Here is a 13436-nt window from a genome sequence, read left to right as displayed (position 1 = left end):
GGACCGGCAGGCCGCGGACCGCGTTCGGGCACCCCTCCGCAGGGTGCCCGGTCCGGCACCGCCGCGGCCTGCGGGAAGGAGCCGGGGCGCCGCCGCCTCCCTCCCCCCGCAGTACCGGCCGGTACAGTGAGGGCCGTCGTCCACCCTCCGTACGGGGGAAAGCCGGTGCGATTCCGGCGCTGACCCGCAACCGTGACCCGCCCGGGCAGCCCTGCCGGGCGGCAGCCGGAACGCCCCGTACCGAGGTGCGCGGCTCGTGCCGCCGGATTCCCCGGCGGCCGGCACCGTCGAGGAATACGGGGCCGGAGCCGGTGCCCCCGCACCCTGCCTCCGGCCCCCCTGCAGGAGAGGCACCGCCCCCATGAACGTCCGCCGCAGCGCCGCCGCGCTCGCCGCCTCCGCCGTGCTGTGCGCCGGCGCCGCCCCCGCAGCCCTCGCCGCGCCGGCCACGCCGTCGCCGTCGGCCCCGCCGGTCGTCCCGTCCGGCCTGTACGGGAAGAACGACCCGACGTACGACGGGGTGTGGCGGCAGTCCATCGCGCTGCTCGCCCAGCAGACCGTCGGCGTGAAGCCCGCCAAGGAGGCGGTGGCCTGGCTGTCCGGGCAGCAGTGCGCGAACGGCGGCTTCGCCTCCTTCCGCGCCGACGCCGCCGCGGCCTGCGGCGACCAGACCGTGTACGACACGAACGCCACCGCCGTGGCCGTGCAGGCGCTGAAGGCCCTCGGCGGCCAGGACGCCGCGGTGAAGAAGGGCACGGACTGGCTGAAGTCCGTCCAGAACGAGGACGGCGGCTGGTCCTACGTCCCCGACTCCCCGAGCGAGGCCAGCTCCACCGCCGTCGTCATCGGCGCCCTCGCCGCCGCCGGCGAGAAGCCGGCCGAGGTGAGGTCGAAGGCCGGCAGGTCCGCCTACGACGGCCTCCTCGCCTTCCGCCTCCCCTGCACCGCCGAGCCCGCCTCCGACCGCGGCGCGTTCGCCTACCAGCCGGTGGACGGCAAGCTCCTCGCGAACGCCGACTCGACGGCCGCCGCCACGCTCGCCGCCCTCGGCAAGGGCATCGTGGTCGCCCCGGCCGCCGAGGACACCCCGGCGGGCACCGACTGCACCGACGGCGCCGGCCCCGAGGCCGCCGCCGAGGCCGCCGCCGGGCACCTGGCCGCCGCGCTGAGGAAGGACGGCCACCTCACCGCCGTCGCCCCCGGCGCCGACCAGCCGGCCCCCGACACCGGCAACACCGCCGACGCCGTCCTCGCCCTGGTCGCGGCCGGGCACAAGCAGTCCGCGGCCGACGCGGTGGAATGGCTGAAGCGCAACTCGGCCGACTGGGCCAAGGGCAGCCCGGCCGCCCTCGGCACCCTCGTCCTCGTCGCGCACGCCACGGGCTCCGACCCGAAGGCGTTCGGCGGCACGGACCTGGTCACCGCCCTGAACGCGACGGGCCCCGCCCCGCAGGCCGCCGCCGGCTCCACGACGGACGAGCCCGCGAAGAAGGACGACGACGGGGAGGGCTCCGGCGGCCAGAGCGCCTGGTGGATGATCGCCGTCGGCGCGGCCGCCGGCATGGGCATCGGCATCCTGCTGAGCGGCCGCCGGAAGAAGAACCAGCTCTGATGCGCCGCGGCCTGACCCCCCTCCGCCCCGCCGCCGCTCTGCTGTCGCTGCCAGTGCTCCTTATGGCGTCCGCCCCCGCCCAGGCGGCGGGATACCGCTACTGGTCGTACTGGGACGGCACGGCCACCGGAGCGTGGACGTACGCCCAGGTCGGCCCCTCGACGGCCCGCCCCGCGGACGGCTCCGTGCAGGGCTTCCGCTTCGCGGTCAGCGCGGACGCGGCGGCGCAGGCCGCCCAGCCCCGCACCCCGGCCGACTTCGCGGCCGTCTGCGCGGCCACCCCGGCCGCGGAGGGCCGCAAGCGCATAGCCGTCGTCGTCGACTTCGGCGTCCCCGCGGACGCCCCGGCGGGCGAGGCCCCGCCGCAGGACGCCCCCCGCACCGCCTGCGCCCAGGTCGCCCCGGACGCCAGCGCCGCGGAGGCCCTGGCCGCGGTGGCCAAGCCGCTGCGCTACGACGGCTCGGCGATGCTGTGCGCGATATCCGGCTACCCGCGGCAGGGCTGCGGCGAGCAGATCGCCGACGGCCAGGGCCCGGCCGCCGCGCCGACCGGGAAGCCCGCGGCCGCCGAACCTGAGGCCGGCTCCGGCGGCAGCGGCTGGTCCGGTCCGCTGGCGGGCGGGGCGGCCCTGGCCGCGGTCGCCGGCGCGGCCCTCTGGCAGTCCCGCCGCCGCTCCCGATGACACCGCTTGCCACGCCGGGCGCCGGGAACCAGGACGCCGCCGGGACCGGCACGCGGCGCCCCGTCCCCGGGCCGCTCCGGCGGCTGCGGGCGCCGCTCGCGCGGCGGGGCAATGCCCTGCACGCCGGGGCGTGGTGGCTGTGGGCGCTCGGCCTGGCCGCGGCGGCCTCGCGGACCACCAACCCGCTGCTCCTCGCCCTGATCGCCGCCGTCGCCGGCTACGTGGTGGCCGCGCGGCGCACCTCCGCGCCGTGGGCCCGCTCGTACGGGGCGTTCCTCAAGCTCGGCCTGTTCGTGATCGGGCTGCGCGTGCTGTTCTCCGCCCTGCTCGGCTCGCCGCTGCCCGGCACGCAGGTGCTGTTCACCCTGCCCGAGGTGCCGTTGCCGGACTGGGCGCAGGGCGTCCGGATCGGCGGCCGCGTCACCGCCGAGCAGCTCGTGTTCGCGTTCTACGACGGGGCCAGGCTGGCCGTCCTGCTGGTCTGCGTGGGCGCGGCGAACGCGCTCGCCAGCCCGGCGCGGCTGCTGAAGTCCCTGCCGGCCGCGCTGTACGAGGCCGGGGTGGCGGTCGTCGTCGCCATGACGTTCGCGCCGAACATGGTCGCGGACGTGGCCCGGCTGAGGACGGCCCGCCGGCTGCGCGGCCGCCCGACGGGCGGGGTCCGGGCCGTGCTCCAGATCGGCCTGCCGGTGCTGGAGGGCGCCCTGGAGCGCTCCGTCGCCGTCGCCGCGTCGATGGACGCCCGCGGCTACGGCCGTACCGCCGGCGTCCCGGCCGCCGTACGCCGTACGACCGCCTGCCTCACGCTCGGCGGCCTGCTCGGCATGTGCGCGGGCACGTACGGGCTGCTGGCCGCGGAGGGCGCCGCGTACGGGGTGCCGGCGCTGCTCGCCGGCCTGGCCATGGCGGTGGCGGGGCTGCGGCTGGGCGGCCGGCGCAGCGTGCGGACCCGGTACCGGCCCGACCGGTGGGGGGCGCGGGCGTGGCTGGTGGCGGGCTCCGGCACGGCGGTCGCGGTGCTGCTCGCGTACGCCGCGGGCGCCGACCCGCAGGGCCTGCGGCCGGGCGTCATCCCGCTGGCGGCGCCGGCGTTCCCGCCGTGGCCGGCGGCCGCCGTCCTGATCGGCCTGCTTCCCGCCTTCGTGGCACCCGTACCTTCCGAGGAGTCGTCCCCGTGATCCGTTTCGAGCAGGTGTCGGTCACGTACGACGGCGCCTCCCGGCCGGCGCTGGGCGGCGTCGACCTGACCGTCCCGGAGGGGGAGCTGACGCTGCTGGTCGGCCCGTCGGGCGTCGGAAAGTCCACCCTCCTGGGGACCGTCTCCGGGCTGGTGCCGCACTTCACGGGCGGCACCCTGCACGGCCGCGTCACGGTCGCCGGCCGCGACACGCGCACGCACCGGCCGCGGGAGCTCGCCGACGTCGTCGGCACGGTCGGCCAGGACCCGCGGGCCCACTTCGTGACGGACGCCGTGGAGGACGAGCTGGCGTACGGGATGGAGTCGCTGGGCCTGCCGCCTGCCGTGATGCGCCGCCGCGTCGAGGAGACCCTCGACCTGCTGGGCCTGAACGAGCTGCGGGACCGGCCCCTGTCCGCCCTGTCCGGCGGGCAGCAGCAGCGGGTCGCGATCGGCTCCGTCCTGACCGCGCACCCGCGGGTGCTGGTGCTGGACGAGCCGACCTCCGCGCTGGACCCGGCCGCGGCCGAGGAAGTCCTCGCGGTGCTCCAGCGCCTGGTGCACGACCTCGGCACGACGGTGCTGATGGCGGAGCACCGGCTGGAGCGGGTCGTCCAGTACGCCGACCGGGTGCTGCTCCTGCCGGGCCCGGGCGCCGCCCCGGTGCTGGGGGCGCCGCAGGAGGTGATGGCCGTCTCGCCCGTCCGCCCGCCGGTGGTCTCCCTGGGCCGGCTGGCCGGCTGGTCGCCGCTGCCGCTGTCGGTGCGCGACGCCCGCCGCCTCGCGGGCCCGCTGCGCGCCCGCCTGGACGGGGCCGCACGGCAGCCGTCGGGCTGCGGGGACACCGCTGCCGTACCCGTACCCCTGCCCCCGGCCGCTCCCGGGGCTGCGGCCGCGCCCCGGCGGGGCGGGGTCGTGGCGCGGCTGCTCCGCCGCGGCGCACCGACCGCCTCCGCCGCCGCCCCGGACGCCCCGGACGCGGCGGTGGCGCGGGTGCGCGGCCTGTCCGTGCGGCGGGGCCGCGCCGAGGTGCTGCACGGCGTGGACCTGGAGGTCGCGGGCGGTGAGACCGTGGCGCTGATGGGCCGCAACGGCGCCGGCAAGTCGACGCTGCTCTCCGCTCTCGTCGGCACCCACGCCCCCGCCTCGGGCGAGGTGCGGGTCGGCGGGCTGGCCCCGCACCGCACGGCCCCGGCCGAGATGGTGCGCCGCGTCGGCCTCGTCCCGCAGGATCCGCGCGACCTGCTGTACGCCGACACGGTGGCCGGGGAGTGCTCCGCCGCGGACGCGGACGCCGGCGCGGCCCCCGGGTCCTGCCGGGCCCTGGTGTCGGCGTTGCTGCCGGAGGTGGCCGACGGCACGCACCCGCGGGACCTGTCCGAGGGACAGCGGCTGGCGCTCGCCCTGGCGCTGGTGCTGACGGGCCGGCCGCGGCTCCTGCTGCTGGACGAGCCGACGCGCGGCCTGGACTACGCGGCGAAGGCCCGCCTGGTGGGGATCCTGCGCGCGCTGGTGGCGGACGGGCACGGCATCGTCCTCGCGACGCACGACGTGGAGCTGGCGGCGGAGCTCGCCGACCGGGTGGTGGTCCTCGCGGGCGGGGAGGTCGTCGCGGACGGTCCGACCGCCGAGGTGGTGGTGTCCTCGCCGGCGTTCGCCCCGCAGGTCGCGAAGGTGCTGGCGCCGGGCCGCTGGCTGACGGTGGGGGAGGTGGCCCGCGCACTGGACGGGCCGCCCGCGTCCTCCGCGGCGGAGGATGCGGCGGGTGCTGCGGGGGCGGCGCGGTGAGCCGGCCCGTCCGTATCGGCCCGCGTGCCGCGGCCGCCCTGGTGCTGGTGACGCTGATCGGCGTGGCAGCGTTCGGCTGGCCGCTGCTGGCCGACGCCGGGTCCGGGCTCGCCCACGCGCAGGACGCGCCGTGGCTGTTCGCCGCGCTGCTGCCGCTGCTCGTCGCCGTGGTCGTCGCGACCATCGCCGACCAGGGCCTCGACGCCAAGGCGGTGGCGATGCTGGGGGTGCTGGCCGCGGTGGGGGCGGCGCTGCGGCCCCTGGGTGCGGGCACGGCCGGCCTGGAGCCGATGTTCTTCCTCATGGCGCTGAGCGGGCGCGTCCTCGGCCCCGGGTTCGGCTTCGTGCTGGGCGCGGTGACGATGTTCGCCTCCGCTCTGCTGACCGGCGGGGTCGGGCCGTGGATGCCGTTCCAGATGCTGGCGATGGGCTGGTTCGCGCTGGGCGCCGGGCTGCTGCCGGGGGCGCGGCGGATCCGGGGCCGGGCGGAGCTGGCGATGCTGGCGGCGTACGGGTTCGCGGGCTCGTTCGCGTACGGGACGGTCATGAACCTGCAGGGCTGGGTGCTGCTCCAGGGCATGGGCCAGGGCGTCTCCTTCCACCCCGGGGATCCGGTCGGGGCGAACCTCGCGCGGTTCCTCGCGTACTGCGCGGCGACGTCCCTGGGCTGGGACCTGGGGCGGGCCGTCCTGACGGTGGTGCTGACGCTGCTGCTGGGCGGGACGCTGCTGAAGGCGCTGCGGCGGGCGACTCGCAAAGCGGCGTTCGAGGCGCCGGTTTCCTTCGATCCGGGGGCCGGAAGTGGCCCCGACCACACAACAAAAGGGACATAGGTGGCTACACGGGGTGAGATCGGGCTCTCCTGAGGGTGAGGCGCCCCATAGGACCCACGTCACATACGACCCCGCCTAGTGGACGGCGGGCGGCGGCCTCCGGGCGCGGAGGGGGCCCCGGACGGGGGCTGGCGGAGCCCGTCGGCGAGGCCGCGCGGAGGGGTTTCCTCCGAGGGTCCGTAGTAGGAGGGGGCCTTTGCCAGGGCCGCGGGGGCCTGGCTAACTGGTGATGTCGCCACGGCGGCCCGGGCACACAGCCCGCCGCCCGACGAGCCCCTCTCCCCCGTGTGAGTGACTCACGCATGCCTCCTGCATGCGGCGGCCGCATCCCGTCCCCTACGGAAGGCTCTCCGTGTCCATCTCCGTCATCCGCCGCATCGCCGCCTCCAAGAAGACCCTCGCGGGTACCGTCGTCGGCCTTGCCGCCGCCGGTTCCATGCTGGCCGCCGTCCCCGCGCAGGCCGCCCCGACGAGCGCCAAGGCGATCGCCCAGCAGATGATCAAGGACCCGGCCCAGTTCGCCGCCTTCGACAAGATCATCTCCCGCGAGAGCGGTTGGGACCACACGGCGACGAACGCGTCCTCCGGCGCGTACGGCCTGGTCCAGGCCCTGCCGGCCTCCAAGATGGCCTCGGCCGGTGCCGACTGGAAGACCAACCCGGCCACCCAGATCAAGTGGGGCCTGGACTACATGAACGAGCGCTACGGCTCCCCGGTCGGCGCCTGGAACTTCTGGCAGGCCAACCACTGGTACTAAGCCGCGGCACCACGCCCGGTACGACACCGCACCGCCGCCCGGCACGACGCCGGCGCGGCGGTGCGGTGCGAAGGCCCCGGTGGCCGGCCTCCCCAGGCCGGCCACCGGGGCCTTCGGCTTCCCATCCCAGTGGGCTTTCGGTGTCACAGCCGCTGGATGATCGTGCCGGTCGCCTGCGCGCCGCCCGCGCACATGGTGATCAGCGCGAACTCCTTGTCGCGGCGTTCCAGCTCGTGCAGCGCCGTGGTGATCAGCCGGGCGCCGGTCGCGCCGACCGGGTGCCCGAGCGCGATGGCGCCGCCGTTGACGTTGACCTTGCCGAGGTCCTGCTCGAAGACCTGCGCCCAGCTGAGGACGACCGAGGCGAACGCCTCGTTCACCTCGACGACGTCGATGTCCTTCAGGGACATCCCCGCCTTGCCGAGCACGGCCCGCGTCGCGTCGACCGGCCCGTCGAGGTGGTAGTGCGGGTCGGCGCCGACGAGCGCCTGCGCGACGATCCGCGCGCGGGGCTTCAGCCGCAGGGCGCGCGCCATCCGGCGGGAGGCCCACATCACGGCGGCGGCCCCGTCGGAGATCTGGGAGGAGTTCCCGGCGGTGTGGACGGCGGTCGGCATGACGGCCTTGAGTCCGGCCAGCGCCTCCATGCTCGTGTCGCGCAGCCCCTCGTCCCGGTGCACCAGCCGCCACATGCCCTGCCCGGCGGCCTGCTCCTCCTCGGTGGTGGGGACCTGCACGGCGAACGTCTCGCGCTTGAACCGCTCCTCGGCCCAGGCGGCCGCGGCGCGCTGCTGGGAGAGCAGGCCGAGCCGGTCGACGTCCTCGCGGGTCAGGCCCCGGCGGCGGGCGATGCGCTCGGCGGCCTCGAACTGGTTGGGCAGGTCGACGTTCCACTCGTCGGGGAAGGGCTTGCCGGGCCCGTGCTTGGAGCCGGAGCCGAGCGGGACCCGGCTCATGGCCTCGACACCGCAGGCTATGCCGATGTCGACGACCCCGCCGGCGACCATGTTCGCCACCATGTGGTTGGCCTGCTGGGAGCTGCCGCACTGGCAGTCCACGGTCGTCGCCGCGGTCTCGTACGGCAGGCCCATCGCCAGCCAGGCCGTACGGGCGGGGTTCATGGACTGCTCGCCGGCGTGGGTGACGGTCCCGCCGACGATCTGCTCGACGCAGTCGGGCTGGATGCCCGTACGGGCGAGGAGTTCGCGGTAGGTCTCGCCGAGCAGGTACGCGGGGTGCAGGTTGGCGAGTACGCCCCCGCGCCTGCCGATCGGCGTGCGTACGGCTTCGACGATGACGGGTTCCGCGGCCATGGGATCGTCCTCTCCTGCGCAGCGCTGCCGGCACGGCGGGACCGGGCGGGCCGTTCCCGGCGCCCCGCCCGCACCCCGAAATTGGTACGCGTTCTAGTTCTCCCCCCGAAGTCTTATGACCCGCGGGCCCGGCACGCAAGGGTCTTGCATCCGGCCTCCACGGATTCCACACGCAACCGGCCGGGCGCGGCCCCTTGCCACTTCCGGGACCCGTCATTACCTTCTGCCCAATTGCTGATGGGCCGTCAGACTTGGAGTGCCGCGATGACCTGTCCCGCACTGCCCGAAGGCTTCGACGCGACCGACCCCGACCTCCTCCGGGAGCGGGTACCCCTCCCGGAGTTCGCGCGGCTGCGGCAGACGGCACCGGTGTGGTGGTGCCGCCAGGAGCGCGGCATCACCGGCTTCGACGACGACGGCTACTGGGCCGTGACCCGGCACGCGGACGTCAAGTACGTCTCCACGCACCCCGAGCTGTTCTCCTCCGCCGCCAACACCGCCATCATCCGCTTCAACGGCGGCATCGCCCGCGAGCAGATCGACGCCCAGCGGCTGATCATGCTGAACATGGACCCGCCCGAGCACACCCGGGTGCGCCAGATCATCCAGCGCGGCTTCACGCCCCGGGCCGTCCGCGGCCTGGAGGGCGCCCTGCGCGAGCGGGCCCGCCGGATCGCGGAGCAGGCCCGCGCCGCGGCGGCGGCAGCGGCGGCCGGCGACGGGGACAAGGACGGGGGGTTCGACTTCGTCACCCGGGTGGCCTGCGAACTCCCCCTCCAGGCGATCGCCGAACTGATCGGCGTACCGCAGGAGGACCGGCTGCGGATCTTCGACTGGTCGAACAAGATGATCGCCTACGACGACCCCGAGTACGCCATCACCGAGGCGGTCGGCGCCGAGGCCGCCATGGAGCTCATCGGCTACGCGATGCACATGTCCGCCGCCCGCAAGGAGTGCCCCGCCGAGGACATCGTCACCCGGCTCGTCGCCGCGGAGGGCGAGGGCAACCTCGGCTCCGACGAGTTCGGCTTCTTCGTGCTGCTCCTCGCCGTCGCCGGCAACGAGACCACCCGCAACGCCATCAGCCACGGCATGCACGCCTTCCTCACCCACCCCGAGCAGTGGGAGCTCTACAAGGCGACGCGGCCCGCGACGGCCGCCGAGGAGATCGTCCGCTGGGCCACACCCGTCGTCTCCTTCCAGCGCACCGCCACCCGCGACACCGAACTCGGCGGGCAGAAGATCCGGGCCGGCGACCGGGTCGGCCTCTTCTACGCCTCCGCCAACCACGACCCGGAGGTCTTCACCGACCCGGACGCCTTCGACATCACCCGCGACCCCAACCCGCACCTGGGCTTCGGGGGCGGCGGCCCCCACTTCTGCCTCGGCAAGTCCCTGGCCGTGATGGAGATCGACCTCATCTTCAACGCCGTCGCCGACCACCTGCCCGACCTGCGGCTGACCGGCCCGGCACCGCGCCGGCTGCGGGCCGCCTGGCTCAACGGGATCAAGGAGCTGCGCGTCAGCCACCCCTGACCGCCGCTCCGGCGCGGGGCGGCGTACGGAGACGATCCCGACAAGCTGCGGTAACGGCACGCCATCGATGCCTTCCCGGCCATTGTGGCGGAGGCCGGGCGGGGCCCAGACTGCGCGGATGAACCTCCAGGACAGCGGAACGCATGCCGGCGTGGAGGCCCGCTGGCAGCGCCTGCCGACGACGTGGCGGCTGATGGTCGAGCGCGGCGGCCCCCAGGCCGCCGCCGGCCGGGGCGTCCTCGCCCTCATCGAGGCCGCCGCCGCGCGACCGGAACTGCGCCGGCTGTACCCGTTCACCAGCCACTGCGTCCTCCGCTTCGGCTCCCGCGGCGGCGTACCGACCGAGGCGGACGCGCCCGCGCTGGAGCCGACGCGGGACGGCCGCTTCCGCGTCCTGAGCCCCAGCCTGCAACGCGTCCTCGGCGAGGCGGACTCCGCGGAGGAGGCGGTGGCCCTGGCCGTCGCCCGACTCCCCTCCGCCTGAACGGCCCGCCCGTACGCGTACGGGGGCCGCGCGCATCCCCCGTACGGGCCGGGGCCTGTCCGGCGGACAGGGGCCGGACGGGCCCTGGGCGGAGCACCCGGGTGGCGGACTCCGCGCACCTGCCGGACCGTGACAGCACGCGGCGATCCCCCGCGGGGGCGCCGGGGCCGAAGCGTCCCGGCGCCCCCGCGGCCCCGCACCCGGCGGCGGCCGCGACGCGCCCGGGGCGCGGGTGGCGCGGGGCGCGGGTGGCGCGGACCCCGCTACCTCTCGCAGCGCCCCAGCACCACCACGTACGTCCCCGCATCGGACGCCCCGGCCCCCCTCCGCTCGGCGGCGCCGCCCCTCGGCGCGATCCCGAACTCGGTGAGCGAGGGATCCCGGATGGCCTCGGCGTGGCCGCCCGTGCTGCGGTGCAGCCACCACTCCACGGCCGCGCGGGGCGTCCCCGCGCCCGCCCACCCGGTGTAGGTGATCTCGTGGCCGAGCCACGACCGTCCGTCCCGGCAGTAGCCCGCTGCGCGGATCCGGTCCACGATCTGCTCCCCGCCCGTTCCTGCGGCCTGCGGGTTCCGGTGCGGGTCCCGCCTGTCGTCCGGGTCCTGCGGGTTCGGCCACCACTTCTGGGCGAGGGCCGCCGCCACGTGCCGGTTCGCCGCCTCCCGCAGCTCGCCGGAGTCCGTGAACTCCCGCAGGCCGAGCCGCCGGCGCTCGGCGTTGACCAGGCAGTGCACGCCCGCGGTGGCGGGCAGCACCCCGTACCCGAACCGGCCGGGGTCGGCGGGCGGGGGCCGGTCGTAGGCGTCGGCGCCCAACCCCTCGCAGGGCGCCCCCGGCTGGGCCGCGGCCGTCCCGGCCGCGCCGGCGAGCAGTACGGCGGCGAGCAGGGCGGCGGGGGCGCGCCGGATGCGCATGCCCATGGCGGTGCCCGTCTCTCCCCGAGTCGGATGTCCGGCCGCCGGGCCTCGATGCCCCGGCGTCGGACCTGAACTCCCGCCCCTCGGCGCCCGGTTCCCCGTACAACGCCCCCCGGGGCACGCTCCGGTGCACCACCCCCATGGTGCGCCCCGGGCCTGCCTCCCGCCATTCGGCCCGGGACCGCGGCCGACGGCGGCCCTACGGCCGGGCGGACGCCCGGGCGGGTGCCCCGGCGGCCGGCTCCGCGCCCTCGCCGGGCGGGGCGGCCGCCTGCGCCGGCAGCCTCAGCCGGAGCCGCCGCGGCCCGGACAGCACGTGCACCAGCCCGAACCCGGCACCGACGACCGCCGCGCCGCCGACCGCGTCCAGCACCCAGTGGTTGGCCGTCGCGACGATCGCGCACACCGTGATCAGCGGGTGCAGCGCCCCCAGCAGCTTCTGCCAGCCCTTCGGCGCCAGCACGACGACGACGATCCCGCACCACAGCGACCAGCCGAAGTGCAGCGACGGCATCGCCGCGTACTGGTTGGAGATGGCCGTCATCGCCCCGTACTGCGGGTTGGCCAGGTCCTGCGGCCCGTGCACCGTGTCGACGAAGCCCATCCCGGGCATCAGGCGCGGCGGCGCCAGCGGGTACAGCCAGAACCCGGCGAGGGCCAGGACGGTGGCCAGCCCCAACGAGGCCCGCGCCCAGCGGTAGTCACCGGGCCGGCGCCAGTACAGCACGCCCAGGATCGCCAGCGGCACCACGAAGTGGAACGACGTGTAGTAGAAGTTGAAGAACCCCTCCAGCCACGGCGTCGCCACCACCGCCTGGTTGACGGCGAGTTCGATGTCGATGCCCAGCGCCCGCTCGACGGCGTGGATCTGCCCGCCGTTCTCCTCGGCGAGGCTGCGGGAGGCCGGCGCGGCGGCCCGGATGTGCGAGTAGACCGAGTACCCGACCCTCGTCAGCAGCAGCTCCAGCAGCAGGTTGGGCCGGGACAGCACCCGCCGCCAGAACGGCAGGAGCGGAATCCGCGACCAGCGCGCCGCCGCCGGACGCCCGTACTCCGTCGGCACCGGCGCCCGCCAGTACGGGGACGTACGCGGCAGGAACGGCACGGCGCAGGCCGCCGCGAGCGCCACCAGCAGCAGCACGTTGTCCCGTACGGGCGCCAGCGCGGCCAGGTTCGGCAGCAGCACCGTATGGGGCAGCGTCGCCGCCAGGACCACCGCGACGGGCCACACCCGCCGGTCCGCGGCCCGCGCCCCGGCCCGGCCCGCCACCGCCAGCAGCACCCAGAGCAGCTGGTGCCGCCACCCCGCCGGCGCCACCGCCACGGCCACGCACCCGGTGACGGCGGCCGCGAGCAGCACCTGCCCGTCACGGGCGTACCGCACGGCCCGCCGCAGCCCCACCCAGACGATCGCCGCGGACAGCACCGCGTACAGCACGACCTCGCCGGGCCCCGACAGCCCGAGCCGCAGCAGCGCCCCGTGCACGGACTGGTTGGCGGACGCGTCGGGGGAGCCGCCGAAGCCGGTGCCGGCCAGGTGGTGCGCCCAGTACGTCCAGGAGTCGTACGGGAGGGCCGCCCAGGACAGGGCGGTGGCCCCGGCGAACGTCGCGGCGGCCGCACCGGCGGCGGGGCGGCGGCCGGTCCGCCACAGCAGCGGGACGAACAGCAGCAGGGCCGGCTGGAGGGCCGCGGCCAGCCCGACGAGGAACCCGGCCGGGCGGTCGGCGGGCACCCGGAACAGCGCCAGCAGGACCAGCAGCACCGGCAGGGCGGGCAGCACCGGCACCGCGCCCTGGCCGGGCGCGGCGGCCTCCCGGACGGGCAGCGAGACCATCATCAGGCCGACCAGCACGGGCGCGGCGAGCAGGGCGGTGCGCCGCGGGACGGGGTCGGGCAGCCCGCGCGCGGCGACCAGCCCGACCGCGGCGACGGTCAGCAGCGACGCGCAGGTCCACAGGACGCCGAGGGACGCGGGCGGCGCCAGGCCGAGGAACGGTTTCAGGACCAGCCCGGCGAAGGGCGTGCCGGTGAACCGGTCGGGGTCGTGGAGCGCGTACGGGGCGTACGGGGAGCCGGTCGGCCAGGGGCCGGACGGGGCGCGCAGCACGGCGGCCGCCTGCCGGACGGCGAGCACGCCGGCCAGCGCCCAGAGGATCAGGCGCAGGGCCGAGAGCCGTACGCCGGCAGCCTCTTCCGCGGCTGCCGCGGCTGCCGCGGCTGCCGCGCCGACGGGTGCGGCCGCGCGTGTGCCCGAGGCGGCTGGTGCGCCTGCGCTTATGACCCCGGCATGCCCGTTCGCACCGCTGTGCTCCGCCGCGTTCGCCACGCCTCGC

General features: G+C 76.6%; 11 protein-coding genes. 8 read left to right on the top strand and 3 right to left on the bottom strand.

Going from position 1 to position 13436, the window contains the following annotated elements:
• Positions 1 to 361 precede the first annotated feature (361 nt).
• The 6 genes from ACZ462_RS07495 to ACZ462_RS07470 all read left to right on the top strand — a co-directional run bounded on the left by ACZ462_RS07495 (position 362) and on the right by ACZ462_RS07470 (position 6850).
• A complete protein-coding gene (locus ACZ462_RS07495; protein WP_467804843.1) occupies positions 362 to 1612 on the top strand; it encodes a prenyltransferase/squalene oxidase repeat-containing protein in 1251 nt (416 codons plus the stop codon).
• Positions 1612 to 2295, top strand: a complete 684-nt coding sequence (locus ACZ462_RS07490) for an SCO2322 family protein (protein WP_467804845.1) — start codon at positions 1612 to 1614, stop codon at positions 2293 to 2295. Before ACZ462_RS07495 ends, ACZ462_RS07490 begins: the two co-directional genes overlap by 1 nt.
• Positions 2292 to 3473, top strand: coding sequence for an energy-coupling factor transporter transmembrane protein EcfT (locus ACZ462_RS07485; protein ID WP_467804846.1), 1182 nt, complete (start codon positions 2292 to 2294; stop codon positions 3471 to 3473). The genes ACZ462_RS07490 and ACZ462_RS07485 overlap by 4 nt, the downstream gene beginning before the upstream one ends.
• Positions 3470 to 5260, top strand: coding sequence for an ABC transporter ATP-binding protein (locus tag ACZ462_RS07480; protein WP_467804848.1), 1791 nt, complete (start codon positions 3470 to 3472; stop codon positions 5258 to 5260). Before ACZ462_RS07485 ends, ACZ462_RS07480 begins: the two co-directional genes overlap by 4 nt.
• Complete coding sequence (locus tag ACZ462_RS07475; protein ID WP_467804849.1) at positions 5257 to 6093, top strand: ECF transporter S component; 837 nt, start codon at positions 5257 to 5259, stop codon at positions 6091 to 6093. The genes ACZ462_RS07480 and ACZ462_RS07475 overlap by 4 nt, the downstream gene beginning before the upstream one ends.
• A 352-nt stretch (positions 6094 to 6445) precedes the next feature.
• Positions 6446 to 6850 (top strand): aggregation-promoting factor C-terminal-like domain-containing protein, encoded by a 405-nt coding sequence (locus ACZ462_RS07470; protein WP_402377811.1) that lies wholly within the window; start codon positions 6446 to 6448, stop codon positions 6848 to 6850.
• A 143-nt stretch (positions 6851 to 6993) separates the two neighbouring features.
• On the opposite strand, the gene ACZ462_RS07465 is transcribed toward ACZ462_RS07470, so the two are convergent.
• Positions 6994 to 8163, bottom strand: a complete 1170-nt coding sequence (locus tag ACZ462_RS07465) for a steroid 3-ketoacyl-CoA thiolase (RefSeq protein WP_467804851.1) — start codon at positions 8161 to 8163, stop codon at positions 6994 to 6996.
• A gap of 264 nt (positions 8164 to 8427) precedes the next feature.
• Here ACZ462_RS07465 and ACZ462_RS07460 point away from each other — a divergent pair, with 264 nt between their 5' ends.
• On the top strand, positions 8428 to 9699 hold the full coding sequence (locus tag ACZ462_RS07460; protein WP_467804852.1) for a cytochrome P450: 1272 nt from the start codon (positions 8428 to 8430) through the stop codon (positions 9697 to 9699).
• Between the two features lie 118 nt (positions 9700 to 9817).
• Positions 9818 to 10183 (top strand): DUF6193 family natural product biosynthesis protein, encoded by a 366-nt coding sequence (locus ACZ462_RS07455; RefSeq protein WP_467804854.1) that lies wholly within the window; start codon positions 9818 to 9820, stop codon positions 10181 to 10183.
• A gap of 263 nt (positions 10184 to 10446) precedes the next feature.
• Here ACZ462_RS07455 and ACZ462_RS07450 read toward each other — a convergent pair whose 3' ends face one another.
• Both ACZ462_RS07450 and ACZ462_RS07445 read right to left on the bottom strand, forming a co-directional pair.
• A complete protein-coding gene (locus ACZ462_RS07450) occupies positions 10447 to 11103 on the bottom strand; it encodes a CAP domain-containing protein (RefSeq protein ID WP_467804855.1) in 657 nt (218 codons plus the stop codon).
• A gap of 196 nt (positions 11104 to 11299) precedes the next feature.
• Positions 11300 to 13429, bottom strand: a complete 2130-nt coding sequence (locus ACZ462_RS07445; protein ID WP_467804856.1) for a bifunctional glycosyltransferase 87/phosphatase PAP2 family protein — start codon at positions 13427 to 13429, stop codon at positions 11300 to 11302.
• Between the last annotated feature and the right edge of the window lie 7 nt (positions 13430 to 13436).

Source organism: Streptomyces sp. NPDC031121, assembly GCF_055570615.1.
Note: the sequence above shows the minus strand (reverse complement) of the source record. Positions and strands in the feature narration are given on the sequence as shown.